Source organism: Roseibium marinum (assembly GCF_002906165.1).
Classification (GTDB): Bacteria; Pseudomonadota; Alphaproteobacteria; order Rhizobiales; family Stappiaceae; genus Roseibium; species Roseibium marinum.
The window spans coordinates 762,180-788,308 of sequence record NZ_PPCN01000001.1 but is presented as its reverse complement, the minus strand read 5'-3'; the positions used below and the strand labels follow the sequence as shown (position 1 = coordinate 788,308).

Below are 26,129 nucleotides of genomic sequence, written 5' to 3'. Positions count from 1 at the left end.
CACCGTATGTGGCAAGCAAATTGCCGCGGCGTCCGCAGAGGTTTTCCGCAAAAACCCTACTTTTTGACGCGGAATTCCTGATGGCAGGCCTTGCAGGTGCCGGCAAGTTCGCCGAACGCGTCCGCCAACTGCTGCTTGTCGGCCCCGTCTTCCGCCAGTGTTTTCAGTGTAAGTGCCGAGGACCGCAGATCGCCGGCATAGTCCTCGAAAGTCGGCCAATCGCTCCAGATCGCCGGGTTCGCTTCGCTTTGCGGCTGAAGACTGCCTTCGGGAAACAATTCCGTCAGAGCCTCGCCGGCATGACCGGCGATCGCGGCGCCGGCTTCAAACGCGACGTCCGGATCGTAGGGTCCGCTCTTCAGCATACGGCCGACGGATTTCATGCTGTCACCGATTTCCGACATGGCATCCATCCGCTCCTTCACGATGCCGGTCGCACCGCCATGGGCGAAGGCCGCCCCCGCACCTGCCAGCCCCAAAATCACAAACACTCCGACCCGTTTGCCCCGCATGCCGTTGCCTCTCCTTCAATTGATCCCGTTGGCGCGCTGAAGCGCGCGAACATAAGCTACAATTCTTTCCAAATCCCGCTGGCGCACGTTTTCGACAGGCAGCATGTCGCCGAACGGCCAGTGATGCGCGCGCACTCCCCGCGCGGCCGCCAGATGGAAGGCCCCGTCGCCATGATGCCCCGGCTCGTAGATCCTGTGCACCAGCGGCGGTCCGAAGCCATCGCGGCCAGCGGCATTGTCGCCGTGACAAACCGCGCAGTTCTTCGCAAAGAGCGCTTCTCCAGCACGCGTTTCAGCGTTCAGAGCGGGAACGGTGACCGCGACGAGGGCGGCGCCGTTCGCCGGTTGCGGGTCTGTCCGGCCTGACACCAGCCCCCGGATCAAAACGCCAAGCACAATCAGGGAAAGGACCGCCGAGATAAGCAAGAAAATCCGCCGCATCAGTGTTGCTTGCCTCCATGAGTGCGCTCGCGCCCCGACAAGTCGTCCATGATCGGACAGTCCGGCCGGTCGTCTCCATGACACGCTTCCACCATCTCCAGAAGGACCCGCTTGAGCGACTTCAGTTCGGCGATCTTGCGATCGACTTCCTGTATCTTCTGGCACGTGATGGCTTTGACATCGGCACTCGCGCGGTTCGTGTCCTCATAGAGCGACAGCAGATCCCGGCACTCCTCGATCGAAAACCCCAGGCTGCGGGACCGCTGCAGGAATTTAAGGCGCTCCAGGTCCGCCTGCGAAAACTCCCGATAGCCGTTGTCGCCGCGTAGCGGGCGGACCAGGCCGATCTCCTCATAATATCGGATCGTCTTGACCGGAAGCCGGCTCTGCCGGGACGCTGTACCTATATTCATCATGCCACCTGCCAACTCACGCGTGGAACCAAGCCATGTTCTAAAGTTTCAGCCTGCGCAGACGCAGCGCGTTGCTGATCACCGAGACGGAGGACAGGCTCATGGCGGCCGCGGCGAGCATGGGCGAAAGCAATATGCCGAAGACCGGATAGAGGATCCCCGCGGCAACTGGAACGCCGACCGTATTGTAGATGAAGGCGAAGAAAAGGTTCTGGCGGATATTGCGCACCGTCGCGCGGGCCAGTTTCCGGGCGCGCACGATGCCCTCCAGATCGCCCTTGAGCAGGGTCATTCCGGCGCTTTCCACGGCAACGTCCGCACCGGTGCCCATGGCAAGGCCGACATCGGCCGCCGCGAGTGCCGGCGCGTCGTTGACACCGTCCCCTGCCATGGCGACGGTTGCGCCGGCCTCTTTCAGATCCTCGATCAGCTTTTGCTTGCCTTCGGGCAAAACGCCCGCACGCACCTCGTCGATGCCGAGAGCAGTCGCGACAGCCTGTGCGGTGCGCGGTGCGTCGCCGGTGGCCATGACGATCCTGATGCCGTCGCGATGCAGCGCATCGATCGCAGCCCTTGCGTTGGGCTTGATAGGGTCGGCGACGGCGACCAGTCCCTGAAGCGCCGCCTGTCCGCCCGATACCCTGACCAGGTACATGACCGTCTTTCCGAGTTCGGCCAGTTCTTCGGCGCGGCTTTCGACCGCGGAAAGATCCGCACCGCTTTCCGCCGCGAAGGCGGCATTGCCGAAAAGCACCTCGTCGGCGCCGACGCGGGCCCTGACGCCTTTGCCGGTGACCGCTTCGAAATCGGCAGCCTCCGCAAGCTGGACGGACCTTTTGTCCGCCTCGCCCAGAATAGCCTCCGCAAGCGGATGCTCGGATCCCTTTTCCAGCGCGCCGGCGAGCCTGAGCAGATCCTCCTCCGATATGCCGGAAACCGTCACAAGGTCGCTGACCGCGGGTTTTCCTTCGGTCAATGTCCCGGTCTTGTCGACGACAATCGTATCGACCGAGGCAAGCCGTTCCAGGCTCTCGGCGGTCTTCACCAGAACACCGGCCTGCGCGCCGCGTCCCGTCGCCGTCATGATCGACACCGGCGTCGCCAGTCCCAGGGCACAGGGGCAGGCGATGATCAGCACGGAGACGGCGGCGACGATCGCGTGCACCAGGGAGGGGCTCGGGCCGACGAGCAGCCAGACGACGAAGGCCAGCACGGCGACGCCGACCACCGTGGGGACGAAATAACCCGCAACCCTGTCCGCAAGGCCCTGGATCGGCGCGCGCGAGCGCTGCGCCGAAGAAACCATGTCGACGATCTTCGAAAGCATCGTGTCCGCGCCGACCAGTTCGGCCTGCATCACGAAGGAACCGGTCTTGTTGAGCGTGCCGCCGGTGACCTTGTCCCCTGCCGATTTTTGCACCGGGACGGGTTCGCCCGTCACCAGGCTTTCATCGATCGAGGACGTGCCTTCCAGAACCACACCGTCAACCGGCACGGCTTCACCGGGGCGAACCCTGAGCTTGTCACCTTCCAGGACGTTTTCCAGTGGCGCGTCATATTCGTCCCCGTCCGGAGTGATGCGGCGGGCCGTTTTCGGCGCCAGATCCAGAAGCGCGCGGATCGCGTCCCCGGTCCGCTCGCGCGCGTTCAGCTCCAGAACCTGGCCGACGAAGACCAGCGCTACAATCACCGCCGCGGCCTCGAAATAGACCGGCATGTGACCGCTTGCGCCCTTGAGCTCATCCGGGAACAGGAAGGGCAGAAAGGTCGCCACCATCGAATAGAGATAGGCCGCACCGACGCCGATCATGATCAGCGTCCACATGTTCAGATGGCGGGTGACCAGTGAGGTCCAGCCGCGCTTGAAGAACGGCAGCGCCGCCCACAGCACGACGGGCGTCGCCAGAAGGGCCTCCAGGTAGATCGCGACGCCTTCGCCGATCCATGTGCGCACGGGCAGGCCGAGCATCGGTCCCATGGTCAGGACCAGCAGCGGAACCGAGGCCAGCGCGCTGACCCAGAGGCGGCGGGTGAAATCGATCAGTTCGTGATTGGGCTCGTCGGAAACGCCGCTCGCCGGCTCCAGCGCCATGCCGCAGATCGGGCAGGTGCCCGGCCCTTCCTGGACGATTTCAGGGTCCATCGGGCAGGTGTAGATCGTACCGCGCGCGGCCCCCTCGGCGTCCATCGCCTTTTTCCTGGCGTTGTTTCCGGACAGGTAAAAATAGGGATCGTTCCCGAACCTGTCGTGGCACTTCGAACTGCAGAAATGATAGTCGTCACCCTTGTAGTTCAGGGTCGGCTTGCCGGTGCCGGGCGTCACGGACATGCCGCAAACCGGATCGATAGCCTTTTCGGTTGCCGGTATGTGGCCTGACTTTACTGCTGTTTCCTGCATCTTAAGCTCTCACCTGAAGGGGCACTGTCCCTCACTTAGGGTCTCCAGTCACTGGAAGGTCAAGACGGTAAGACACACAAAGCCGCGAACTGCTGAAAATTCGGCAACGCCGGTCACAGCGTTTCCCAGTTGCCGCTCAGGGCGACCGCGAGTTGATTGGCGAAACGGGCCGAGGCCACGGACAGAGTGCGGCCCTTCATCTGCATGAGCGTGAGATTGCCATAGGTAATGTCGGATTTCGGCAGGGGGCGGAAGATCAGCCGGTCATCGCCGCGCAAATTGAGACCGATGGGAAACTGGAAGCCGACCGCCTGTTCGTGCTGGACATAGTGGCGCATGAATTCAAATGAATCCGCTTCCGCGATGGGCTCCATTTTCTGGGTCATGCGGCTGACCGCCAGATCGAGAAGATAGCGGATGCCGATCCTCTTGGGTGGCACCACATGCGGATAGACCAGGCAGTCGCGAAGGCGCAGCCTGTCCTTGGTGGCGAGCGGATGGTCCTTCGCCATCACCGCGAAGACTGGCTGTTCCACCGTCAGAAGCACGTCGAAATCCCCCAGGTGAATGGGTTCGAACACCAGGGCAAGGTCTCCCTGGAAGGCGCGCAGGTCTTCTTCCGCTGCTTCCCGGTCGCGTACGCGGACCGAAAAAGACACGCCTGGATGCTCCGCCCGGTAGGCGGCAATCTGGCTGGGCATGAAATAGGGCTGGAGCGCCTGCGAACAGGCGATGCTGACGTGGCCGCGCCTCAGGCCCGACAGATCCGCCACCTGGCTGCGGACCCGGTCCAGGTCGGCCAGTTGCCCGCGAATGTGCTGGATCAGCAGTTCGCCGGCCGGATTGAGGCGCACGCCGCGGGGGAGACGTTCGAAGATCGGCGCGCCGAATTCCTCCTCGAAGCCCTGAATCCGCCGGTTCAGGGCCGATGAGGTGATGTTCATGTCTTCCGCGGCCTTGCGAATCGACCCGGCTTTCGACACCGCCTCGATCAACACCAGCGTTTGAATGTGCCTCATTATCAATACCTTGCTGTCTACCGCTGCAAATTACGAAGCACAAAGCTGCAAATTTAGCATTAGAGGTACTCACTAAAGTCGCGCATCGTGACCTCAATGGGAAGGGCCTTTACCCCTTTCCGTCCAAGAGGGGATGAACATGACCAATGAAACTTCACGGCGCGGCTTCCTGAAAGGCGCCGGAGCGACAGTGCTCGGAGCATCCGTTTTACCGTTCCTGAAAGTGCTGCCGGCATCGGCCGCGGGCAATGACGTGGTGGTGGCAGTGACCGGCCAGACCATCAACAGTCTCGACCTGCACCGCACCGGAACCAACCGCCCGAGCTATCAGGTCGCGGTCAACGTTTATGACCGGCTGGTCAGCTTCGGCACCAAGACCCTGGAAGACGGAAGCCTCTCCTACGACTATTCGGTCATCGAACCTGAGGTGGCGGAAAGCTGGGAAGTCAGCGAAGACGGCATGGCGCTGATCTTCAAGCTGAGGCCGGACGGCAAATTCCAGGACGGTTCGCCGATCACCGCGCAGGACGTGAAGTGGTCCTTCGACCGCGCCGTGAGCGTCGGCGGGTTCCCGACCGTGCAGATGAAGGCCGGATCGCTGGAAAAGCCGGAACAGTTCGAGGTCGTCGACGACCTCACCTTCAAGATCAACCTCTTGCGCAAGTCCAAGCTGACCCTGCCGGATCTCGCCGTTCCGGTGCCGATGATCATCAATTCCAAGGTGGCGCTGGAACACGCGACCGCGGACGATCCCTGGGCGATGGAATATCTGCACAAGACCCCGGCCGGGTCCGGCGCCTTCAAGGTGGCGGTATGGAAGCCGGGCGAGCAACTGGTCTACGAACGCAACGACAACTGGACGTCCGGTCCCGTGCCCGCCGTCAAGCGGGTCGTGCTTCGCGAGGTGCCAAGCCCGGCCACGCGGCGCGCGCTGCTGGAACGCGGCGACGTCAACATGTCGTTCAACATGCCCAACAAGGACGCCAAGGAACTTGCCGGCACCGAGGACATCACGGTCGCCACCACGCCGATCGAGAACTCGATCTACTGCCTGTGCCCGAATCTCGCCTTCGAACCGTTCAAGGACAAGAAGGTCCGGCAGGCCATCGCCTGGTCCGTGCCTTATGAGGAGGTCTTCAAGACGGCCGCCTATGGACGCGGAGCGCCGATGTGGGGCGGACCGGCAGCCTCGCCGGCGGATATCGCCTGGCCGCAGAAATTCCCCTATGCGACCGATCTCGACAAGGCAAAGGCACTGCTCGAGGAAGCCGGCTACGCAAGCGGCTTCGAGGTTCCGCTTTCCATAGACCTTTCCCAGAGCGACTGGATGGAACCGGCGGCGCTGCTGATCCAGGAGAACCTTGCCAAGGTGGGTATCACCGCGAGCGTGGAAAAGATCCCGGGCGCCAACTGGCGGACGGCTTCGCTGGTGGAAAAACGCCTGCCGCTGCATCTGGAGACCTTCGGCGGCTGGCTGAACTATCCCTGCTACTACTTCTTCTGGGCCTACCAGGAAGGGCATCTCTTCAATTCGTCCAACTACCGGAACGAAGAGGTCGAGGCGCTGACCTCCGAAACCCTGCACATGCCCGTGGACGACCCGGACTATGCGCCGAAGATCAAGCGCATGATCGAGATCGTCTGGGACGAGGTGCCCCGGATCGCGCTCTGGCAGCCGGCGCTCAATGTCGGCACCCGCGAACTTGACGGATACGAGTACTGGTTCCACCGCCAGCTCGATGTCCGCGGCCTGAAGAAGGTCTAGGACCGATGGCCGGACGCCTTGCGACTGTCGGACTCAGGATCACCCATGCCATTCCCGTGATCCTGGGGGTTGTTGTGGTCAGCTTCGTGCTGACCCGCGCCCTCCCCGGCGACCCGGCGGTCTATTTCGCCGGCGCCGCCGCGGACGAGGAGTCCATCGCGCAGATACGCACCGCGCTCGGCCTCGACAAACCCCTGCCTGAGCAGTTCCTGATCTATGCGAAGGACGTGCTGACCGGGGACCTGGGCCAATCCATCTCCACGGGGCAGCCGGTCCTGCAGGATCTCGCCAACCGGCTTCCGGCCTCCCTGGAGCTCACACTGACGGCCTTGCTGCTGTCCTGCTCCATAGCGATCCCTCTCGGCGTGCTTGCAGCCACACGTCCGGGATCGGCGGTCGACCACCTCTGCCGTGTGCTCGTCACGGCAGGGGTGTCGCTGCCAACCTTCTTCACCGGCGTGGTGCTGATCTACGTCTTCTACTACCTGCTCGGCATCGCGCCCGCGCCTCTCGGCCGGCTCGACTTCATCTATCTCGATCCGGATCATGTCACCGGTTTCTACCTGATCGACGCCGCGCTTGCCGGGGACCTTGAAACCTGGCTCGGGGCGTTGAAACAGCTCGTGCTACCGGCGACGACGCTGGCCCTCTTTACCCTCGCTCCGCTGGCGCGGATGACCCGCGCGGCCATGCTCGGCGCGCTCTCTTCCGACTATATCCGCACCGCCCGCGCCGCGGGCCTGACGGAGGACAAGGTGCTGTTCACCTACGCCTTCCGCAATGCGCTTCTTCCGGTGATCACCACGCTCGGCATGGTGTTTTCCTTCACGCTCGGCGCCAACGTGCTGGTGGAGAAGGTCTTCGCGTGGCCCGGCATCGGCTCCTACGCGGTCGAGGCGCTGGTGGTGTCCGATTATGCGGCCGTGCAGGGGTTCGTTCTGGCGATGGCGCTGCTCTTCGTGGCGCTCAATCTCGTCATCGATCTCACCTACACGCTCATCGACCCCAGGATCGGATTTGAAACCAGATGACCAATTCCGGCTCCACCCCGCTCCCGGCCGAGCAGCAGGACGGCGCATTTGCGCATATGGCCTATGTGCTGCGCTCCAATCCGGTCACGCTTCTGGCGTTCTGCATGTTCGCGGTGCTGATGATCGCGGCCGTGCTCGGCCCCTCGCTGGTGCCCTACGATCCGCTCGCCTCCAACGCCGCGCTCGCCCTCGATCCGCCGTCGCTCGCCCACTGGTTCGGCACCGACAGTCTCGGCCGGGACGTCTTCAGCCGCGTGATCGTGGCGACCCGCCTGGATCTGGCGATTTCGATCGCGGCGGTGGCCCTGTCCTTCCTGATCGGATCCGTGCTCGGCAGCATCGCGGGCTATTGGGGCGGCTGGCTGGATTCGATCCTCAACCGGTTGTTCGACACGATCATGGCCTTTCCGTTGTTCGTCCTGGCCATGGGCATCGTCGCGGCGCTCGGCAACACGGTCGAAAACATCGTCTACGCCACCGCTGTCATCAACATTCCCTTCTATGCCCGCCTGGTGCGCGCCGAGGTGAACATCCGCCGCGACGCGGGCTTCGCGCAGGCCGCCAAACTGGCCGGCAATGCAGATATCCGCGTGCTTGCGCTGCATATCTTTCCCAATGCCCTGCCGCCGATGATGGTGCAGGTCTCGCTCAATCTCGGCTGGGCCATCCTCAACGCCGCCGGCCTCAGCTTCATCGGTCTGGGGGTTCGTCCGCCCACGGCGGAATGGGGCATCATGGTCGCGGAAGGCGCGAATTTCATCGTTTCCGGCGAATGGTGGCTGGCCCTCTTTCCCGGCTTTGCCCTGATGTTCGCGGTATTCACCTTCAATCTTCTGGGAGACGGGTTGCGCGACATTGTCGATCCCCGGCAACGCTCATGAGCCTGCTGTCCATCACCGACCTGAAGGTCTCCTTCCAGACCCGGCGCGGCGAGGTCCAGGCGGTGCGCGGCGTTTCGCTGGAGCTGAAAAAGGGTGAAATCCTTGGCGTTGTCGGCGAATCCGGCTCCGGCAAATCCGTCACCTCCTATGCGCTCATGCGCCTTCTAGAAAGCAACGGCCGCATTACCGGCGGGGCGCTGACCTATGACGGCATGGATCTCAGGAGCGTGAAGGAAAGCACCATGCGGGACCTGCGCGGCCGGGAAATCTCGATGGTCTTCCAGAACCCGCGCGCCGCCCTCAACCCGATCCGCAAGGTCGGACAGCAGATCGAGGACGTGCTGCGGCGGCACGCCAAGGCAACGCGGTCGACGGCGAAGGCCGAAGCGATCAAGGCGCTCGAGGCCGTCAGGATCAACGACGCGGAGGCGCGCTACAACGCCTACCCGTTCGAGCTTTCCGGCGGCATGTGCCAGCGCATCGTCATCGCGCTCGCCCTTGCCTGCGATCCCAGGCTGCTGATTGCCGACGAACCGACCACCGGCCTCGACATCACCACCCAGAAGGCGGTGATGGAGCTGATCGCCGACCTGATCGCCGAGCGTGGCATGAGCGCCATGGTGATCACCCACGATCTCGGCCTCGCGGCCCAGTACTGTGACCGTATCGTGGTGATGAAGGACGGCGGGATCGTCGAGGAGGGCGCGCCCGGACAGATGTTTGCCGCACCCAGGCACGCCTATACGCGCAAGCTGGTCGACGCCACGCCGCGCGAAGGGACTTGCGTGCGCGCGCTCCTGCCGGCCGAGCAGCGCACGCCGGAGCCGGACCTGCCGAAATCGGACACGCCGCTTCTGGAGGTGCGCAACCTCACCAAGACCTACCGGGGCAAATCCGGTCCCGTGCACGCGGTCAAGGGGATCAGTTTTACCGTCAACAAGGGCGAGAGCGTCGGTCTGGTCGGGGAGTCCGGCTGCGGCAAGTCGACGACCTCGTCGATACTGGTGCGCCTGAGCGATCCGACCGAAGGCGAAATCCTCTTCAACGGCGAGGATCTCGCACTGACACCCGCCGCCGGTTTCGCGCGCGATCCCCGCCGGGCCGCCATCCAGATGGTGTTCCAGGACGCGACCGACAGTTTCAATCCCAGGCATACGGCCCGTCACTCGATCAGCGAGCCGCTGGCGCGGCTGACCAACCTTTCCCGCCTGGACCTGAAGGCGCGGGTGGAGGAACTGGCGGATCTTGTGGGCCTGCCCCGCCCGCTGCTGGAGCGGTTCCCGCACCAGCTTTCGGGCGGCCAGAAAGCGCGTGTCGGAATTGCCAGGGCCATCGCCGTCGATCCGCAATTCCTGATCCTCGACGAGCCAACCGCCGCACTCGATGTTTCGATCCAGGCTCTCGTGCTCAACCTGCTGGTCGACCTGCGGGCAAAGCTCGGGATCAGCTATCTTTTCGTGAGCCATGACCTTCACGTCGTCCGGCTGCTCTGCGACCATGTCATCGTGATGAAAGACGGTGAGATCGTCGAGCAGGGACCGACTTCAAAGGTCATGGAAACACCGGCTCATCCCTATACGCGGCAATTGCTGGCCGCCGCGCCCAAACCGCCTGTTCTGGCAACATCCGCCGCTGAATGACACCAGGAATAACGAGGAATAAAATGTTCGATCTCCCCTTCACGCTTCCTTCCCTTGCGGCCGCCTACAAGAGCGGTACGAGCGCGAAGGACATTGTCGAGGAAGTCTACCGGCGGATCGACAGCATCGATGATCCGGGGATTTTCATCTACCTTTTCGACAAGCAGGAAGTGCTGGAGACCGCCGCCGCCCTCGGTGCCTACGATCCGGCCAGGCCGCTCTGGGGCATTCCCTTCGTCATCAAGGACAACATCGACGCGGGCGGGAAACCGACAACCGCCGCCTGTCCGGCATATGAGTACCTGGCCGAAGAAGACGCGTTCGTGGTCGGAAGGCTGAAAGAGGCGGGCGCACTTGTCATCGGCAAGACCAATCTCGACCAGTTCGCGACCGGTCTCGTCGGGGTCCGCTCTCCCTATCAGCCCCCCAGGAACGCGGTCGATCCGGACATCGTCCCGGGCGGATCGTCGTCGGGCTCCGCCGTTGCCGTCGCGCACGGCATCGTCAGCTTTTCCCTCGGTACGGACACGGCAGGCTCCGGCCGGGTCCCCGGCGCCCTTAACAATATCGTCGGCCTCAAGCCGACCCTCGGCGCCCTCTCCGCCTCCGGCGTGGTGCCCGCCTGCCGGACTCTGGACACGATCTCGATCTTCGCGCTGACCGTGGAGGACGCCTATTGCGTGTTTCAGTGCGCGGCCGGATATGATGCGGCGGACGCCTATTCGAAGGTGGTGCCAACGCCCGATCTCTCCCCTGTGCCTGCGAAACTCCGCATCGGCATTCCCGATGCCGGATCCATCGAGTTTTGCGGCGACGAGGCCCAGGCGAAATCCTTCAGCGACAGCGTTGCGCTTCTCGAAGCGGAGGGGGCCGAGATCGTCGAAGTGGATTTCACACCCTTCTACGACGTTGCGCACATGCTTTATGAAGGCGCCTGGGTCGCCGAACGGCACTCCGTGATCGAGGACCTGATGCGCGACGCGCCCGAGGCCGTCCACCCGGTGACCCGCAAGGTCGTCGAGGCCGCCCTGGACCTGAGCGCGACCGACGCCTTTCGTGGCATTTACCGCCTGAAGGAACTTGCCCGGAAAACCGAACCTGTGCTCGCATCGCTCGATCTGCTGTGCGTGCCGACCATGCCGACCTTTTACAGCGTCGCGGATCTGGAAGCCGATCCCATCGGACCGAATTCGCGCAATGGCACCTACACCAATTTCGTCAACCTGCTCGACATGTGCGGCCTTGCCGTGCCGGTCGCCCCGCGCAGCGACGGGCGTCCGGGCAGCGTGACCCTGCTGGCGGCGGCCGGCAGGGACTCATTCCTGGCTTCCATCGGCAGCCGGCTGGAGCAACTCGGCGTTCACAAGCTGGGCGCGACCGGCTGGACGCTGCTGGCCCCCGCCACCTTGGTCCCTGCCGCCGGAGCGGACGAAATCGCGCTTGCCGTCTGCGGCGCGCATATGTCCGGCATGGCGCTCAACCATGAACTCACTTCCCGCGGCGCACGCTTTCTGGAGACCGCACGCACGAGCGATGCCTATTGCCTTTACGCACTGGCGGGCGGACCGCCGAAGCGTCCCGGTCTCGTACGCGGCGAAACCGCAAACGGCGGCGAGATCGAGCTGGAAATCTGGGCCATGCCGAAGACCCAGACCGGCAGCTTTCTGGCAGGCATTCCGTCGCCGCTGGGCCTTGGAACGCTGGAGCTTGCCGACGGGCGGACCGTCAAGGGTTTCATCTGCGAAACCGCTGGCGTTCGCGGCGCGGAGAACATCACGCACCTTAAAAGCTGGCGCAGCTTTACCGACAGTGGTTCGATTGCCGCCGCCGAATAAGAGTGCCGGAAAGGAATAAAGACCATGTCCGATACGGACCTTCCCGTCATCGATCTGGAACCGCTGATCTCCGGCAAACCCGGCGGCCTCGAAAAGACTGCCGCCGCGCTTGGACGGGCGGCACGCGACACCGGTTTTTTCTATGTGAACAACCATGGCATTCCGCAAAGCCTGATCGATGACACATTTTCTGCCGCGCGCACGCTGTTCGCCCAGCCGATAGAGGCGAAGATGCCTCTGACGAAGAACTTTTTCAAAACCAATCGCGGTTATGTGCCGATGAAGGGCGAAAACCTCGACCCGACCAAGCCGTCGGACCTGAAGGAAGCCTTCAACATCGGGCTCGATCTTGAGGCCGGCGATCCGCGCATTCTCAGTGGCGAACCGTTCAGGGCGGTCAATCAATGGCCGGACCTGCCGGGCTGGAAGGAAACCCTGCTTGCCTATTACAACGCCGCATGGGTGCTCAGCCGGCGGATTCACAGGGCGCTCGCTGTCGATCTCGGCGCGGATGACGATTTTTTCGAAAGCATGTTGGACGCTCCGATGGCGACCCTGCGCCTGTTGCACTACCCGCCGCAACCGGCCAATGCGGAAGAAGGCCAGATCGGCGCGGGGACTCACACCGATTACGGCAACCTGACCATTCTGCTGCCGGACGCGGTCGGCGGCCTTGAAGTCCGACGCCGGGACGGCGTGTGGCTGAAAGCGCCGACCATCGAAGGTGCTTTCGTCTGCAATATCGGCGATTGCCTGATGCGCTGGACCAACGACGTCTATGTTTCAACGCCGCACCGCGTGGTCAATTCCAGCGGTCTGGAACGCTATTCCATCGCCTTTTTCCTGGATTCCAATCCGGATGCGGAAGTCGCCTGCATGCCGGGCTGCATTGAAGCGGGCGGGACAGCGAAATATGCGCCGGTCTCAGGCGCCGAGTACCTGAAATCCAGGCTGGATGCGAGCTACGAACCGGTAAAGACCGCAAGCCTGTAGCCGGACATTCATTGCCTATGAAAAAGCCATATAGAAAAATACGCATAAAATTTAATCACTAAAATGATGATTGCATACAATCATTCCTGACCAACCTCGCCAAACGCAACTCGGACACCTGAGAAATATAAGCAAAAACAATATATTAACAGAGGAAACGCCGAGGAGTTCCGCAACCGAGAAAATGGCACGCGCCTTGCTAAATTAAACCAGAGGCCAGACGGAGATTGGCGGGCTTTTGGTGGCGCTGCCGTAATAACGGAGGACTTTATGTCGAAATTCGAACTTTCTCGCCGGACACTGCTGCAGTCATCTGCCGCAGGTCTCGCCCTGCTGTCTTCGGCCAGCCTGTCACGGCTGGCGCAGGCCGGCAACCTCACCGTCGGCATCGTTTATGTCGGTCCCAGGGACGACTTCGGCTGGAACCAGGCGCATGCCGTCGCAGCGGCGGCACTCAAGGACGTTCCGGGCGTCACCGTGGTCGAAGAGGAGAATGTCCCGGAGACCATCGCGGCCGCGAAATCGATGGAATCCATGATCAACCTGGACGGCGCGAACCTGATTTTCGCGACCTCCTTCGGCTACTACAAACCTTTCGTGCTGGACCTTGCCGCGAAGTATCCGGATGTCGAGTTCCGCCATGCCGCGCCGCTGTGGACCGAAGGCGATCCGAAAAACGCCGGCAGCTATTTCGGTTATCTCGATCAGGCGCACTACGTCGACGCCGTGGCGGCAGGCCTGTCCACCACCAGCAACAAGCTCGGTTTCGTAGCCGCCAAGCCGATCGGGACGGTTTTGCGCAACATCAACTCCTTCCTGCTCGGCGCGCGCAAGGTGAACCCCGATGCCACGGTCCAGGTCATCTTTACCGGTGAATGGTCGATGCCGGTCCGTGAAGCGGAAGCCGCCAACGCGCTGGTCGATGCCGGTTGCGATGTTCTCACCTGTCATGTCGACGGCCCGAAGGTGGTGATCGAGACGGCCGAGTCCCGCGGTGTCAAATGCTGCGGCCACAACGCTTCCCAGGCACCGCTCGCTCCGAAGGGCTTCATCACCGGCGCCGAGTACAAGTGGGAAACCATCTACAAGATGTTCGCGGCCGATCTGGCCGAGGGAGAGCCTCTGCCGAACTTCACCGGCGGCGGTTTCGATGTCGATTTCGTCCGCAACACGCCTTACGGCGCCGGTGCGACGGAGGCCGCCATCGCCGCGGCTGACGCCGCGCGCGCCGACGTCACGGCCGGCAAGCCGATCTTCGTCGGGCCGATCAACAAACAGGACGGGACGCCGCTGCTCGCGGCCGGTGCGAGCTTCGACAATTACGAGCCGTCCCTCGACCAGACCGACTATCTGATCGAGGGTGTCACCGGTTCGATCACCTGATCGTCCCGCTTCGATCCCGCAGTTTCCCCGGGCATCCGTCCGGGGAAAAAACTCTTCTGAGTGGCCGCGTGCCTGACCGGCATCGCTGATTTCATGCGAACGCGGAAAACGAGGAACAGGACATGGCAGAGACCACCGAAGCCCCGGGCCTCACGGTTCAGTCCGGCTTCTTGAGCGAGCTTTTCGACCGCTTCCGGCGGTCGGCGGAATTTGTCGTCATTCCGCTTCTGGCGCTCATCGTCTCAGGCGTGCTGTTTTCGATCTTCCTGCTGCTTGTAGGCAAATCGCCGGCCGATTTCTTCGCGCTGGTCTGGCGCGGCGGTTTCGGCACCAGCTTTTCCTGGCAGAACACGCTGGTCCGCTCGGCGCCGCTGATCTTCACCGCGCTCTGCGTCGCCATTCCCGCACGTCTCGGGCTTGTCATCATCGGCGGCGAAGGTGCGCTGGTTCTCGGCGGATTCGCCGCCGCGACAATCGCCATCCCGATGATCGACTGGGCGCCCGCCTACCTGCTGCTCGGCGTGATGGCGATCGCCGCCATGATGGCGGGCGGCATCTGGATCGGCATCGTCGGCGCGCTGCGCCATTATCGCGGCGTCAACGAAACCATCGCGTCCCTCTTGATGTTCTATATCGCCGTGTCGATCCTGAACTTCTTCGTCGAAGGCGCCTTGCGCGATCCTTCGGATCCGAACAAGCCCTCCACCAAACCGCTCGGCGCGGACAACATGATCGGCGTCATTCCCGGCACGGATGTCCATTGGGGCCTGCTGATCGGCATTCTCCTGTGCTGCGCCCTTTATCTCTTGATGAACCGGACGACATTCGGCTTTGCCGCCCAGATCGCCGGGGGCAATCTGCGGGCGGCGCAGGCGCAGGGTCTTCCCGTCGGCAAGCTGATGGTGATCTCCTGCGCCATCGCCGGGGCCTGCGCGGGCCTTGCCGGATTTTTCGAGGTCGCCGCCATCCATGGCAAGGCCAATGCCTCGCTGATCGCCGGCTACGGCTTTACCGGCATCCTGGTTTCTTTCCTGGCGCGGCACAATCCGCTCGTCATCGTGCCGGTCGCGATTTTCCTGGGCGGGATCGCCGCCTCGGGCGGGCTGGTCCAGCGGCGCATGGATCTTCCGGACGCGACGGTGCTGGTGCTTCAGGGGCTTCTCTTTCTGGTGATCCTGGTCTCCGAGACCTTCTACGGCCGCCTGTCCTTCTTCAGATCGAAAGGAGCCGCATGATGGGAGACGATCCCGGTCTGATGACCGTCCTCCTGGCGATGTTCGCCGGCGCCATCCGGGTCTCGACGCCGTTTCTCTTCGTCAGTCTCGGCGAGATGCTGACGGAAAAATCCGGACGCATCAATCTGGGGCTGGAAGGCACGCTCGTCTTCGGCGCCATGTCCGGCTACGCGATTTCCTATCATACCGGCTCACCCTGGCTCGGGGTGCTGGTCGCGGGACTGTGCGGCTCGCTCTTCGGCGCGTTGCACGGCTATCTCTGCAAACTGCCGAAGGTCAACGATATTGCCATCGGCATCGCCATGATGCTGTTCGGCACCGGCCTCGCCTTCTTTTTCGGCAAGCCCTATATCCAGCCGTCAGCGCCGCGCCTGCCGTCGATCTCCTTCGGCACCTGGAGCGATCATCCGGCCGTGCGCCAGGCGCTGGAAATCAATCCGCTCTTCCTGCTCGGCATCGCGCTGGCGATCTTCCTGTGGTGGGCGCTGAAGAACACCCGATACGGGCTGATCATCCGCACCACCGGCGACAGCGCGCCCGCCGCCCTGGCGCTCGGCATCCATGTGGACCGCGTCCGCCTGCTGTCCACCATGGCCGGCGGTTTCTTCGCCGGCATCGGCGGTTCTTTCCTGTCGCTCTATTATCCGGGAAGCTGGACGGAGGGCCTGTCGTCCGGCCAGGGGCTGATGGCGGTCGCCCTTGTCATCTTCGCCAGATGGAACCCGATCTACTGCTTCTGGGCGGCGTTGCTGTTCGGCGCGGCCGGCGCGCTCGGACCGGCCCTGCAATCCATCGGCATTTCGCGCGGCTATCACTTCTTCAACGCCGCGCCCTACATCCTCACCCTTTTGATCATGATCGCGAGCACCTCGCCCAGACGGTCGCTGAAAGGCGCTCCGGGCGAGCTGTCGATAACCAAATAGGAACGTCACCATGAGCGGACTTGGAGGCCTGAACAAATCCCCGAACGGCGTGGTGCTCGGCATGGTGCAGTTGCAGCTTCCGACTGTCGTCACGCGCCAGGATCTTGCCGAACAAACGCAGGTGATCGTGGACATGGTCGCCAAGGCGCGGCGGAACATGTCCACCCTGGACCTGGTGGTGTTTCCCGAATATGCGCTGCACGGCCTGTCGATGGACATCAATCCTGAAATCATGTGCCGTCTGGACGGGCCGGAAGTCGCTGCCTTCAAAAAGGCCTGTGCCGACAACGACATCTGGGGCTGTTTCTCCATCATGGAATTCAACCCCGGCGGCATGCCGTATAATTCCGGCCTCATCATCGACAACACGGGCGACCTGAAGCTCTATTACCGCAAGATGCACCCCTGGGTGCCGGTGGAGCCCTGGGAACCGGGCGATCAGGGCATCCCGGTGATCGACGGTCCGAACGGCTGCAAGCTGGCGCTGATCATCTGCCATGACGGCATGTTTCCCGAGATGGCCCGCGAATGCGCCTACAAGGGCGCGGAGATCATGATCCGCACCGCCGGCTATACCGCGCCGATCCGGCAGAGCTGGAAATTCACCAACCAGTCCAACGCCTTCTGCAACCTGATGGTGACCGCCAATGTTTGCATGTGCGGCACGGACGGCACGTTCGATTCCATGGGCGAAGGCATGATCGTCAATTTCGACGGGACAATCATGGCCCACGGCACCAGCGGCCGGGCGAACGAGATCATCACCGCGGAAGTGCGCCCGGACCTGGTTCGCGAGGCGCGGATCACCTGGGGTGTCGAAAACAACATCTATCAGTTCGGCCACCGCGGCTATGTCGCGGTCAAGGGCGGCGCGCAGGACTGCCCCTACACCTACATGAGCGACCTTGCCGCCGGAAAATACCGGCTGCCCTGGGAAGACGAGGTGATCCACACCGATGGCACCTCCTGCGGCTTCGAAAGTCCGACACGGGCCTTTGGCGACAAGAATCTCAGCGACGCGGCGGAGTGACGGCGATGAGCCTGGCAGAAGACCTCCCACCCCCTGCTCCGGAAGGCCAGGTTACGGCCGATCCCTATCGCTGGCCCTATAATGGCGATCTGCGCTCGGAAAATACCGCGCTCGTCATCATCGACATGCAGACCGACTTCTGCGGCAAGGGCGGCTATGTCGACAGCATGGGCTACGATATCTCCCTGACACGCGCGCCCATCGCGCCGATTGGCCGGGTGCTGGCCGCCATGCGGCAGGCCGGCTATCACATCATCCACACCCGCGAGGGCCACCGGCCGGATCTCGCCGACCTGCCTCCCAACAAGCGCTGGCGTTCACGGCAGATCGGCGCGGGGATCGGCGATCCGGGTCCCTGCGGCAGGATCCTGGTGCGCGGAGAGCCCGGCTGGGAGATCATTCCCGAACTTGCGCCGATTGCCGGCGAACCGGTCATCGACAAGCCGGGCAAGGGCTCCTTCTGCGCAACCGACCTGGAGCTGCTTCTGCGCACGCGCGGCATCGAGAACCTGATCCTCACCGGCATCACGACGGATGTCTGCGTGCACACCACCATGCGCGAGGCCAACGACCGGGGTTTCGAGTGCCTGATCCTCTCCGATTGCTGCGCGGCGACCGATGCGGGCAACCACGCGGCGGCGCTGAAGATGGTCACCATGCAGGGCGGTGTTTTCGGTGCCGTCGCCGACAGCAAGGCGTTGCTCGCGGGCCTCGCACCCAAGGGGGAACAGTCATGAGCCTTGCGCGAACAAGGCCCGGGGCGACGCGCGCCATCGGTGTCGAGACCGTCGGCATGACCAAGATTTTCGGCGGTCTGACCGCGCTGGACGATGTGTCGATCAGGGTCGCGTCCGGCTCATTTCACGCCCTGCTCGGCGAAAACGGCGCCGGCAAATCGACGCTCGTCAAATGCATGATGGGTTTCTACCAGCCGACACGCGGCGAGATGCTGGTCAACGATGTTCAGGTCGATGTTCCCAATCCGCGCGCCGCAACCGCTCTCGGCATCGGCATGGTCTACCAGCATTTCACGCTGGTGCCCTCGTTGACGGCGGCGGAAAACCTCGTCATCGCCCGGGTGGACACACCGGCGGTGATCGACTGGGGCAAGGAACGCACGGCGCTCAACGCCTTTCTGGAGACCACGCCTTTCAGGGTGCCCCTGGACGTGCCGGTCTCCGGCCTGTCGGCCGGCGAAAAGCAGAAGCTGGAAATCCTCAAGCAGCTTTATCTCGACCAGCGCTTTCTGATCCTGGACGAACCCACCTCGGTGCTTACTCCGGATGAAGCCGATGAAATGCTCGGCCTGTTGCACGGCATGACAAAAGCGGGCGACCTGACCATACTGATGATCACCCACAAATTCCGCGAAGTGACCGCCTACGCCGATGATGTCACGGTTTTGCGGCGCGGGCGGGTTGTCGGCAGCGGCCGGGTCGAGGACCTTTCCATCGCCGAGATGAGCCGGATGATGATCGGCGAAACGGACATCCGGGAAAGCGCGGCGCGCACCGCGCAGCCGGAAAAGAAGCTCAAGCTGGAACTGGCCGGCCTCTTCGCCGATGACGACGAGGAGCTGCCCGCCATCGAGGCGATCAGCCTGAAAATCCATGCCGGCGAGATCCTCGGCATCGCCGGGGTCTCCGGCAACGGCCAATCGGAGCTGATCGAAGTGCTTTCCGGCCAGCGCCTCCTCAAGGACGGCCGCATCTTCATCGATACCAGGCCATATGAACCGGAGCGCCGGCAGATGGACCGGTTCAAGGTCTTCGGCTTTTCCGAGGAGCCGCTGCGCAACGTCGCCGTGCCGCGCATGAGCGTCGCGGAGAACATGGCCTTCCGTACCTTCGACAAGTCGCCGATCTCGCCGTTCAGGGGCTGGCTGTCGCCGGTGCCGATGCGCAAGAAGGCCAGGGGCCTGATCGACGCCTACCGGGTGAAGACGCCCTCCACCGAAGAGCCCATCGAGAACCTGTCCGGCGGCAACGTGCAACGGGCGATTCTGGCGCGCGAGCTTTCCGGCGATGTCGACGTGCTGATCGTCGCCAATCCGTGCTTCGGGCTCGACTTCGCCTCGGTGGCCGAAATCCGGGCGCAGATCATCGACCAGCGCAACAAGGGCGCCGCCATTCTTCTGGTCTCGGAGGATCTCGACGAAATTCTCGAACTGGCCGACACGGTGGCCGTCATGTCGGAAGGACGGATCACCTACCAGTCGCCGATGGCGCGGACCGACCGGGCGACCATCGGACACGCAATGGCGGGACACCACTGATGATCACAGTCGATGCGGAACCGTTCGAATTCAGCTTCGATCCGGCGAACACGGCGCTGATCGTGATCGACATGCAGCGCGACTTCATCGAACCGGGCGGGTTCGGCGAAACGCTCGGCAACGACATTTCCCACATGCAGCGCGCCATCGGCCCGGCACGAGACCTTCTCGACCTCTTCCGGGCGCAAGGCTGGCCGGTCGTGCATACGCGGGAAACCCATCGTCACGACCTGAGCGACTGCCCTCCCGCCAAACGCGAACGCGGCAGTCCTTCCCTGCGGATCGGCGATCACGGCCCCATGGGGCGGATCCTGATCCGGGGAGAACCGGGAGCCGAGATCATCCCCGATCTGTTCCCGGCCGAAGGCGAGATCGTCATCGACAAACCCGGCAAGGGCGCCTTCTACGCGACATCGCTTGGCGAGATCCTGGCGGAACGTGAAATCCGAAGCCTGATCTTTGCCGGAGTGACGACGGAAGTCTGCGTGCAGACCACCATGCGCGAGGCCAACGACCGGGGCTTCGAGTGCCTGTTGATCGAGGAGGCGACGGAAAGCTACTTTCCCCAATTCAAGGCGGCCACGCTGGACATGATCCGCGCCCAGGGCGGTATTGTCGGCTGGACCGCGCCTCTTCAGGCGCTGAAGGCGGCAGTCAATGAATAACACTCCGGAGGTTCGATGAGCGGCAAGTTTGACGCGAAATCCCATGTGGCGCACATGGAAAAGGTCATGGGACTGACCATCGAGGACGACTGGCGGCCGGTGGTCGAGGCGCATATCGCCGCCACGCAGAAGGCGGCGGAACTGGTGCTTTCCTTCCCGCTGGACGAGGAAGTCGAAGCCGCGCCGGTGTTTGAACCATGACGGTTTCCAGCAAGCTCACCGCAATGACCGCGTCGGCCACCGCGGAAGCTGTCCGCTCCGGCACGACAAGCGCGGTGGACGTGGTTCGGGACTGCCTTTGGCAGATTGAGAAACTGAACCCTGTCCTCAACGCCTTTACCGATGTGACGGCGGATCGTGCCCTCACCGAGGCGGCCGGGATCGACGAGGCCGTTGCCAGCGGCGCAAACCTGCCGCTTACCGGCGTTCCCTTTGCGGTCAAGAACCTCTTCGATGTGGAAGGTGTCGTCACGCGCGCGGGTTCGAAGATCAATCTTGAGAACGCCCCGGCAAAAGCCGATGCGACGCTGATCCGCAACCTGAGCCGGGCCGGAGCCGTGCTGGTGGGCGGGCTGAACATGGGCGAATACGCCTATGACTTTACCGGCGAGAACGCCCATGACGGCAATTGCCTCAACCCGCATGATCTTTCCCGGATGTCGGGCGGTTCGTCTTCCGGCTCGGGTGCGGCGGCCGCCAGCGGCATGGTGCCGGTCACGCTCGGGTCAGACACCAACGGCTCCATCCGCGTGCCTTCGTCCTTTTGCGGCCTTTTCGGTCTGAAACCGACCTATGGCCGCCTGTCGCGCCATGGCACCTATCCCTTCGTCGGCAGCCTGGATCACCTCGGTCCGCTGGCGCGATCGGCGGAAGACCTCTCGCTTGTGTTCGATGTCCTGCAGGGCTTCGACGAGAACGACCCGGCCCAGTCGGACAGGCCGGTGCTTGCCACGCGCGCGGAGTTGGCCAAGGGCGCGAACGGTCTTCGGATCGCCATTGCCGGCGGATATTTCCGTCAGAAGCTGGAACCGGAAGCGCTGGCGGCGGTCGACAAGGTCGCCTTGGCCCTCGGGGCATCGGCGGAAATCGACATTCCGGAAGCTGCCCGGGCGCGCGCGGCGGCCTATGTGATCACGGTCGCGGAAGGGGCGAACCTGCATTTCGAGCGGATCCTCCACCGGCCCCACGATTTCGATCCGGACACGCGCGACCGTTTCCTGTCGGGGACCATGGTGCCCGCGGTCTGGGTTCAACAGGCGCAAAGGTTCCGCAGCTGGTTCCGCGCCATGATGCGGAAGATCTTCGAGCATGTGGATATCATCCTGGCGCCCGCGACCCCCTTCAGCGCCCTTCCCTCGGGCACCAGGGCCATCACGCTCGGCGGCGAGACCATGCCGGCGCGGCCGAATATCGGTCTCTTCACCCAGCCGATCTCCTTCATCGGGTTGCCGGTGGTCGCCGTTCCGGTCTGGCCGGATGGATCAAATCTGCCGATCGGCGTGCAGGTGATCGCGCCCGCATGGCGGGAGGATCTCGCGCTGCGCGTCGCCCACCAGCTTGAACGGGACGGCATCGCCGCGGCGCCGGTCGCCCGGATTTAGCACGCATTGAACACAACGAACCTTGAAGACAGGGAAAACTCATGGAGACAGCACGCTGGGCAGGCCGCAACCAGGACAAGGACAAGATCCGGCAGGATATCTGGACCGGTCTTGAAGACAACGGGATCAGCGTCGGTCCGGCCGGCAGCCGCATCCCGAATTTCGTCGGCGCGGACACGGCGGCCTATCACCTTTCCAGACTGCCGCAATGGCGGACGGCGCGGACGGTGAAGTGCAATCCGGACCCGCCGCAGATCCCGGTCCGGCTCAGAGCGCTTTATGACGGCAAGATCGTCTACGCGCCGGTGCCGGAACTGCTGAAACCCTTCCCGTTCGTCCGGCTCGATCCGGAAAAACTCGCGAAAAACGGAATCCAGTTCGAGCTGGCCGCCACCTCGCAGGGCTTCGTCGAACATGGCGAACCGGTCGAGTTCGAAGACATGGAGCCGCTGGATTTCGTCGTCGTCGGCTGCGTTGCCGTCAGCCGGGCGGGCGGACGGACCGGAAAGGGCGGTGGATTTGCCGACCTGGAACTCGGAATTTTCCGTGAGCTGTCCAAGCTGAAACCCGATACGCCGATCACAACGACGGTTCATTCCTCCCAGGTTGTCGACAACGACCAACTGGTGATGATGGCCCATGACAGCGCGCTTCATGCGATCGCCACCGAGCAGGGCCTGATCGAAACGCATACGCCTTTCCCGCAGCCCGAAGGGGTTGCCTGGGACGTGGTTCAACCGGATCAGTTCCGGGACATTCCGTTTCTTGGAAAATTGCACGACCGCATTCGCGCGCAAAGGATGAAGACCTGATGGACATCGACATTCCAGCGGTGAAGGCGGAGGTCGAGACGGTCTTTGCCGAATACGAAGACGCACTCGTGTCCAACGATGTCGCCACGCTCGACCGGCTGTTTTTCGATGCGCCGACCACCATCCGCTTTGGCGGCGGAGAGAACCTTTACGGCTATGGGGAGATCGCAGCGTTCCGCTCCGCTCGCAATGACGGAAATCTGGCGCGGCGGCTCGAGCGGACCGTGATCACCACCTATGGCACGGCCTACGCCACGGCTTCGACGCTGTTTTACCGTGACACCGCACCCGGCAAGGTCGGCCGGCAGATGCAGACCTGGATAAAAACCGATGCCGGCTGGCAGGTGGCGGCGGCCCATGTCAGCGTCATCAGCGAGACCTGATCGTCAGCGGCCCCGCAGACAACCTTTGACTTGAACAGCCCGGCAAACCGGTCTATCCGGCTTTGCAACGGTCGGATCAGGCGGCAGGACGGCATTGAACGAGATGCGCATAAAACCGAAAGCCGCAAGCCGGACCCGTGCGGAAGACATCCGCCTTCAGCTTGCCGACGAGATCGTCGAAGGCGCGCTGACACCCGGTCAGCAACTTGACGAAAAGGGCCTTGCCTGCCGCTTCGGCGTTTCCAGAACACCCATCCGCGAAGCGTTGCGGCTTCTGGAGACGAGCGGGCTGGTGGAACTGCGGCCCCACCGGGGATGTTTCGTCAAGGAGCTTTCGCCTGAATCGCTACATGAAATGTTCGTTGCCATGGCGGAGCTGGAAGCGGCCTGTGCAGGCCTGGCGGCCATTCACATGACCCGCGAGGAGCGCGGGGACCTGCAGGCGCTGCTGGAACAGCTTGCCGAGATCATGCGCTCGGGCGACCCGCAGCGCTATCATGTCCACAATGAAGACTTTCATTCCGCCATCTACAGCGGCAGCCACAACGGCTATCTGGCCTCCCTGACGCTGCAGACACGCCAGCGGCTCGCGCCGTTTCGACGGGCCCAGTTCCGCACGCTCGGACGTTTGAAGAAGTCCCAGACGGAACATGTGGGGATCGTCAACGCCATCCTGCGCGGCCAGCGGGACGAAGCCGCCAAGGCCATGCGGGATCATATCGATATCGTGGAAATCAATTTCGCCCGCTATCAGACCCAGATCGGACAGGGCGCGGCAAAGGCCGTTCCACCGGGCCAGCCGGGCGAAGCTAAATAGGCGAGCGGGCCGCTATTTTGCCGTGAATGCCGCAATTTTTCGCTCGACCTTGCGCAGATATTTTTCCCGGCTTTCGCTAGTCGAGCTGTCCATCTTGTAGTGGGCCAGATAGAGCGTCCTGCAGCCGGGCCGGCACAGAAGCCCGATGCCGCGCAGGATCGTCTTGCGCCCAGGTTCTCCCATCAGCTTGGAGACCCACCAGCTTGCCCCGCAGGTGGTGACGATGGCGATACGCCTGATGTGCTGCATGTTGGGCCGCAGGCCCTGGTCCGCCGTCGGCATTTTGAATGTCTCGTGCGGCACCCATACCCGCTCCAGCCAGCCCTTCAGCATCGCCGGCAGACCGAACCACCAGGTCGGATAGACAAAAACAATCGCCTCGCACCACATGATGTCCGCAAGGTCGTCGGCGATCGGCTCCGTGTTGGCCTGCGGCGTGTGATAGCCGCGCCTTTCCTCCGCGCTCATGACCGGATCGAAACCCTTGGCATAAAGATCCGTCAGATGCAGCTCGTGGCCTTGCTCCTCCAGGGTCTTCACCACCTTTTTGCAAAGGGCGGCGTTGAAACTTTCCTTGCAGGGGTGGCTGAAAACCACAAGAACGCGCATGGGTCTGGCCTTTGCGACACGTTATTTATTGTTCCCGCCGGGAATCGGCGGCATGAATCGTCAGGCCTGCTGCAGGCCGGGAAACAGAAAAACCTGATCGCTCGAAAAATCGTAATCGGGGTTTTCCCAGGCGATCATCTTGCCCGGATTGAGCAGGCCCTTGGGGTCCGCCTGTTTCTTGAAGGCGAGCTGGACGGCGTCGGTGCGTTTCATGCCGCCCTCCTCCAGCGTATAGCGGTGCGGGTTGAAGATCGGACAGCCGTTGTCCTCATGCAGGCGGATGATTTCGTTGAGCCGCGCTTCACTCGTATAGCGGACGATAGGCAGACCGAAGCAGGTGATGTTGCCGTCGAAGCGGACATATTCCAGATGCGCAGGCACCTCGTCGCCGAACAGCTCGTGCATCGTGCGCACACGCTCGATCTGGTCCGGGAAAGGATAAAGCACCTGCAGATAGGTTATGCTCGGATCGACCCTGAGGCCGCGCAGGGTGGTGTGGTTCCAGGCCAGCTCATAGGCCGGAGGCAGCCGGGTTCTGTCTTCCTCGCTCGCCCGATCCGAGCGGTAAAGTACCTCGCCCTTTGCCTGCCGGGCGACAAACGCCTCGAAGGCGGGCATCGCGAAAGGCGCGACCATCAGGACGGCGACCGACTGGTCCCGGCGGATGAATTTCCTGTGGCGCAGGAAATAGTCATGCGGCACAGGCGCGGCGATAGGGGCGATATTCTTCACAAGCAGCCCGTCGAGATTGGCAAGCTCGTCGGAAAACACCGCGGCGTCCATGAAGTCGTCGAAGCCGACCAGCACGTCGACCCAGTCATAAGCGGCCGTCAGCGGCATCTCGACTTCCGTGATCACGCCGTTGGTGCCGTAGGCATGCATGACCTTCTGCAGATCGTCGCCGGTCATTTCCAGAACTTGCGGCTCGGCCTCCATGGTGATGACGCGCAGCCGGATGACATTGCCCAGATCGCGCAGTCCGCCCCAGTTGATCGACCCGACGCCGCCGGACCCTCCGGCGATGAACCCGCCGATGGTCGCCGTCCGGTAAGTGGACGGGTGCATGCGCAGTTCCTGGTTCGAATGGGCGCGCGCCGCCGCGTCGATGTCCGCTATGATCGCACCGGCCTCGGCGACAACGGATCCGGGACGGATATCCCTTACCGCCGTCATTTCGGCAAGGTTCAGCACGACGCCGCGCGACAGGGGCATCGCCTGACCGTAGTTGCCGGTTCCCGCGCCGCGCGTCGTTACCGCCACACCGGCGGCGTAGCAGGCCTTCAGGACGCGGATGACCTCGGCCTCGGATTTCGGCGTCACGACCAGATCGGCGGTGACATCCTCAAGCTGCTGCTTCAGCACCGGGGAATACCAGAAGAAATCGCGGCTCTTTTGCCGGACGATCTGCGGATTGTCCTCGATCTGCAATCCTTCGAGGTCGGCTTTAAGGGCGGCGATGGCGCTCATG

The 26,129-nt window shown here is 63.1% G+C and carries 25 protein-coding genes; 18 read left to right on the top strand and 7 right to left on the bottom strand.

Annotated features, from left to right (window positions below):
- Window positions 1-56: 56 nt before the first annotated feature.
- From CLV41_RS03705 to CLV41_RS03685, 5 genes are all read right to left on the bottom strand, one after another.
- Window positions 57-512: a c-type cytochrome gene (locus tag CLV41_RS03705; RefSeq protein ID WP_103220886.1), complete on the bottom strand. Its 456-nt coding sequence runs from the start codon at window positions 510-512 to the stop codon at window positions 57-59.
- 15 nt (window positions 513-527) lie between these two features.
- On the bottom strand, window positions 528-953 hold the full coding sequence (locus CLV41_RS03700; RefSeq protein WP_103220885.1) for a c-type cytochrome: 426 nt from the start codon (window positions 951-953) through the stop codon (window positions 528-530).
- Window positions 953-1,366: a Cu(I)-responsive transcriptional regulator gene (cueR, locus tag CLV41_RS03695; protein WP_103221519.1), complete on the bottom strand. Its 414-nt coding sequence runs from the start codon at window positions 1,364-1,366 to the stop codon at window positions 953-955. Before cueR ends, CLV41_RS03700 begins: the two co-directional genes overlap by 1 nt.
- A 40-nt stretch (window positions 1,367-1,406) precedes the next feature.
- Window positions 1,407-3,764: a heavy metal translocating P-type ATPase gene (locus tag CLV41_RS03690; protein ID WP_103220884.1), complete on the bottom strand. Its 2,358-nt coding sequence runs from the start codon at window positions 3,762-3,764 to the stop codon at window positions 1,407-1,409.
- Window positions 3,765-3,877: 113 nt separating this feature from the next.
- Complete coding sequence (locus CLV41_RS03685; RefSeq protein WP_103220883.1) at window positions 3,878-4,783, bottom strand: LysR family transcriptional regulator; 906 nt, start codon at window positions 4,781-4,783, stop codon at window positions 3,878-3,880.
- 139 nt (window positions 4,784-4,922) lie between these two features.
- Here CLV41_RS03685 and CLV41_RS03680 point away from each other — a divergent pair, with 139 nt between their 5' ends.
- The 18 genes from CLV41_RS03680 to CLV41_RS03595 all read left to right on the top strand — a co-directional run bounded on the left by CLV41_RS03680 (window position 4,923) and on the right by CLV41_RS03595 (window position 24,052).
- Entirely contained in the window at window positions 4,923-6,548 is a 1,626-nt protein-coding gene (locus CLV41_RS03680; protein WP_103221518.1) for an ABC transporter substrate-binding protein, read from the top strand.
- A gap of 5 nt (window positions 6,549-6,553) precedes the next feature.
- Window positions 6,554-7,579, top strand: a complete 1,026-nt coding sequence (locus CLV41_RS03675; RefSeq protein WP_103220882.1) for an ABC transporter permease — start codon at window positions 6,554-6,556, stop codon at window positions 7,577-7,579.
- A gap of 56 nt (window positions 7,580-7,635) precedes the next feature.
- Entirely contained in the window at window positions 7,636-8,460 is an 825-nt protein-coding gene (locus CLV41_RS03670; protein ID WP_235867078.1) for an ABC transporter permease, read from the top strand.
- Entirely contained in the window at window positions 8,457-10,100 is a 1,644-nt protein-coding gene (locus CLV41_RS03665) for a dipeptide ABC transporter ATP-binding protein (RefSeq protein WP_208987253.1), read from the top strand. The genes CLV41_RS03670 and CLV41_RS03665 overlap by 4 nt, the downstream gene beginning before the upstream one ends.
- A gap of 23 nt (window positions 10,101-10,123) precedes the next feature.
- On the top strand, window positions 10,124-11,935 hold the full coding sequence (atzF, locus tag CLV41_RS03660; protein ID WP_103220880.1) for an allophanate hydrolase: 1,812 nt from the start codon (window positions 10,124-10,126) through the stop codon (window positions 11,933-11,935).
- 24 nt (window positions 11,936-11,959) lie between these two features.
- Window positions 11,960-12,928 (top strand): isopenicillin N synthase family dioxygenase, encoded by a 969-nt coding sequence (locus CLV41_RS03655; RefSeq protein WP_103220879.1) that lies wholly within the window; start codon window positions 11,960-11,962, stop codon window positions 12,926-12,928.
- Between the two features lie 270 nt (window positions 12,929-13,198).
- On the top strand, window positions 13,199-14,311 hold the full coding sequence (locus CLV41_RS03650; RefSeq protein ID WP_103220878.1) for a BMP family ABC transporter substrate-binding protein: 1,113 nt from the start codon (window positions 13,199-13,201) through the stop codon (window positions 14,309-14,311).
- Window positions 14,312-14,433: 122 nt separating this feature from the next.
- Window positions 14,434-15,546, top strand: coding sequence for an ABC transporter permease (locus CLV41_RS03645; RefSeq protein WP_103220877.1), 1,113 nt, complete (start codon window positions 14,434-14,436; stop codon window positions 15,544-15,546).
- Window positions 15,546-16,469 (top strand): ABC transporter permease, encoded by a 924-nt coding sequence (locus CLV41_RS03640; protein WP_408013602.1) that lies wholly within the window; start codon window positions 15,546-15,548, stop codon window positions 16,467-16,469. Before CLV41_RS03645 ends, CLV41_RS03640 begins: the two co-directional genes overlap by 1 nt.
- Window positions 16,470-16,479: 10 nt before the next feature.
- Window positions 16,480-17,499 carry a formamidase gene (locus CLV41_RS03635; RefSeq protein WP_103220875.1) on the top strand — a complete coding sequence of 340 codons (1,020 nt, stop codon included), beginning with the start codon at window positions 16,480-16,482 and terminating at the stop codon, window positions 17,497-17,499.
- Window positions 17,500-17,504: 5 nt separating this feature from the next.
- Entirely contained in the window at window positions 17,505-18,236 is a 732-nt protein-coding gene (gene biuH / locus CLV41_RS03630; protein ID WP_103220874.1) for a biuret amidohydrolase, read from the top strand.
- Window positions 18,233-19,774: an ABC transporter ATP-binding protein gene (locus CLV41_RS03625; RefSeq protein ID WP_103220873.1), complete on the top strand. Its 1,542-nt coding sequence runs from the start codon at window positions 18,233-18,235 to the stop codon at window positions 19,772-19,774. The genes biuH and CLV41_RS03625 overlap by 4 nt, the downstream gene beginning before the upstream one ends.
- A complete protein-coding gene (locus tag CLV41_RS03620) occupies window positions 19,774-20,439 on the top strand; it encodes a cysteine hydrolase family protein (RefSeq protein WP_103220872.1) in 666 nt (221 codons plus the stop codon). Before CLV41_RS03625 ends, CLV41_RS03620 begins: the two co-directional genes overlap by 1 nt.
- Window positions 20,440-20,454: 15 nt before the next feature.
- Window positions 20,455-20,640, top strand: coding sequence for a DUF4089 domain-containing protein (locus tag CLV41_RS03615; RefSeq protein ID WP_208987252.1), 186 nt, complete (start codon window positions 20,455-20,457; stop codon window positions 20,638-20,640).
- A complete protein-coding gene (locus CLV41_RS03610; RefSeq protein WP_103220871.1) occupies window positions 20,637-22,040 on the top strand; it encodes an AtzE family amidohydrolase in 1,404 nt (467 codons plus the stop codon). Before CLV41_RS03615 ends, CLV41_RS03610 begins: the two co-directional genes overlap by 4 nt.
- 41 nt (window positions 22,041-22,081) lie before the next feature.
- Window positions 22,082-22,852, top strand: a complete 771-nt coding sequence (locus tag CLV41_RS03605) for a 5-formyltetrahydrofolate cyclo-ligase (protein WP_103220870.1) — start codon at window positions 22,082-22,084, stop codon at window positions 22,850-22,852.
- A complete protein-coding gene (gene hpxZ / locus CLV41_RS03600; RefSeq protein WP_103220869.1) occupies window positions 22,852-23,235 on the top strand; it encodes an oxalurate catabolism protein HpxZ in 384 nt (127 codons plus the stop codon). The genes CLV41_RS03605 and hpxZ overlap by 1 nt, the downstream gene beginning before the upstream one ends.
- Window positions 23,236-23,338: 103 nt before the next feature.
- The gene (locus CLV41_RS03595; RefSeq protein ID WP_103221515.1) at window positions 23,339-24,052 is read left to right on the top strand and encodes a GntR family transcriptional regulator; all 714 of its coding nucleotides are present in this window, start codon (window positions 23,339-23,341) and stop codon (window positions 24,050-24,052) included.
- A 12-nt stretch (window positions 24,053-24,064) separates the two neighbouring features.
- Here CLV41_RS03595 and CLV41_RS03590 read toward each other — a convergent pair whose 3' ends face one another.
- Window positions 24,065-24,661 (bottom strand): NAD(P)H-dependent oxidoreductase, encoded by a 597-nt coding sequence (locus tag CLV41_RS03590; protein ID WP_103220868.1) that lies wholly within the window; start codon window positions 24,659-24,661, stop codon window positions 24,065-24,067.
- A 60-nt stretch (window positions 24,662-24,721) separates the two neighbouring features.
- The gene (locus CLV41_RS03585) at window positions 24,722-26,128 is read right to left on the bottom strand and encodes an FAD-binding oxidoreductase (RefSeq protein ID WP_103220867.1); all 1,407 of its coding nucleotides are present in this window, start codon (window positions 26,126-26,128) and stop codon (window positions 24,722-24,724) included.
- Window position 26,129 lies beyond the last annotated feature (1 nt).

What these genes read in the sequence shown, in the direction of transcription:
- CLV41_RS03705 (WP_103220886.1), bottom strand. Translation starts at nt 512, where the DNA reads ATGCGGGGCAAACGGGTCGGAGTGTTTGTGATTTTGGGGCTGGCAGGT.
- CLV41_RS03700 (WP_103220885.1), bottom strand. Translation starts at nt 953, where the DNA reads ATGCGGCGGATTTTCTTGCTTATCTCGGCGGTCCTTTCCCTGATTGTG.
- cueR (WP_103221519.1), bottom strand. Translation starts at nt 1,366, where the DNA reads ATGAATATAGGTACAGCGTCCCGGCAGAGCCGGCTTCCGGTCAAGACG.
- CLV41_RS03690 (WP_103220884.1), bottom strand. Translation starts at nt 3,764, where the DNA reads ATGCAGGAAACAGCAGTAAAGTCAGGCCACATACCGGCAACCGAAAAG.
- CLV41_RS03685 (WP_103220883.1), bottom strand. Translation starts at nt 4,783, where the DNA reads ATGAGGCACATTCAAACGCTGGTGTTGATCGAGGCGGTGTCGAAAGCC.
- CLV41_RS03680 (WP_103221518.1), top strand. Translation starts at nt 4,923, where the DNA reads ATGACCAATGAAACTTCACGGCGCGGCTTCCTGAAAGGCGCCGGAGCG.
- CLV41_RS03675 (WP_103220882.1), top strand. Translation starts at nt 6,554, where the DNA reads ATGGCCGGACGCCTTGCGACTGTCGGACTCAGGATCACCCATGCCATT.
- CLV41_RS03670 (WP_235867078.1), top strand. Translation starts at nt 7,636, where the DNA reads ATGGCCTATGTGCTGCGCTCCAATCCGGTCACGCTTCTGGCGTTCTGC.
- CLV41_RS03665 (WP_208987253.1), top strand. Translation starts at nt 8,457, where the DNA reads ATGAGCCTGCTGTCCATCACCGACCTGAAGGTCTCCTTCCAGACCCGG.
- atzF (WP_103220880.1), top strand. Translation starts at nt 10,124, where the DNA reads ATGTTCGATCTCCCCTTCACGCTTCCTTCCCTTGCGGCCGCCTACAAG.
- CLV41_RS03655 (WP_103220879.1), top strand. Translation starts at nt 11,960, where the DNA reads ATGTCCGATACGGACCTTCCCGTCATCGATCTGGAACCGCTGATCTCC.
- CLV41_RS03650 (WP_103220878.1), top strand. Translation starts at nt 13,199, where the DNA reads ATGTCGAAATTCGAACTTTCTCGCCGGACACTGCTGCAGTCATCTGCC.
- CLV41_RS03645 (WP_103220877.1), top strand. Translation starts at nt 14,434, where the DNA reads ATGGCAGAGACCACCGAAGCCCCGGGCCTCACGGTTCAGTCCGGCTTC.
- CLV41_RS03640 (WP_408013602.1), top strand. Translation starts at nt 15,546, where the DNA reads ATGGGAGACGATCCCGGTCTGATGACCGTCCTCCTGGCGATGTTCGCC.
- CLV41_RS03635 (WP_103220875.1), top strand. Translation starts at nt 16,480, where the DNA reads ATGAGCGGACTTGGAGGCCTGAACAAATCCCCGAACGGCGTGGTGCTC.
- biuH (WP_103220874.1), top strand. Translation starts at nt 17,505, where the DNA reads ATGAGCCTGGCAGAAGACCTCCCACCCCCTGCTCCGGAAGGCCAGGTT.
- CLV41_RS03625 (WP_103220873.1), top strand. Translation starts at nt 18,233, where the DNA reads ATGAGCCTTGCGCGAACAAGGCCCGGGGCGACGCGCGCCATCGGTGTC.
- CLV41_RS03620 (WP_103220872.1), top strand. Translation starts at nt 19,774, where the DNA reads ATGATCACAGTCGATGCGGAACCGTTCGAATTCAGCTTCGATCCGGCG.
- CLV41_RS03615 (WP_208987252.1), top strand. Translation starts at nt 20,455, where the DNA reads ATGAGCGGCAAGTTTGACGCGAAATCCCATGTGGCGCACATGGAAAAG.
- CLV41_RS03610 (WP_103220871.1), top strand. Translation starts at nt 20,637, where the DNA reads ATGACGGTTTCCAGCAAGCTCACCGCAATGACCGCGTCGGCCACCGCG.
- CLV41_RS03605 (WP_103220870.1), top strand. Translation starts at nt 22,082, where the DNA reads ATGGAGACAGCACGCTGGGCAGGCCGCAACCAGGACAAGGACAAGATC.
- hpxZ (WP_103220869.1), top strand. Translation starts at nt 22,852, where the DNA reads ATGGACATCGACATTCCAGCGGTGAAGGCGGAGGTCGAGACGGTCTTT.
- CLV41_RS03595 (WP_103221515.1), top strand. Translation starts at nt 23,339, where the DNA reads ATGCGCATAAAACCGAAAGCCGCAAGCCGGACCCGTGCGGAAGACATC.
- CLV41_RS03590 (WP_103220868.1), bottom strand. Translation starts at nt 24,661, where the DNA reads ATGCGCGTTCTTGTGGTTTTCAGCCACCCCTGCAAGGAAAGTTTCAAC.
- CLV41_RS03585 (WP_103220867.1), bottom strand. Translation starts at nt 26,128, where the DNA reads ATGAGCGCCATCGCCGCCCTTAAAGCCGACCTCGAAGGATTGCAGATC.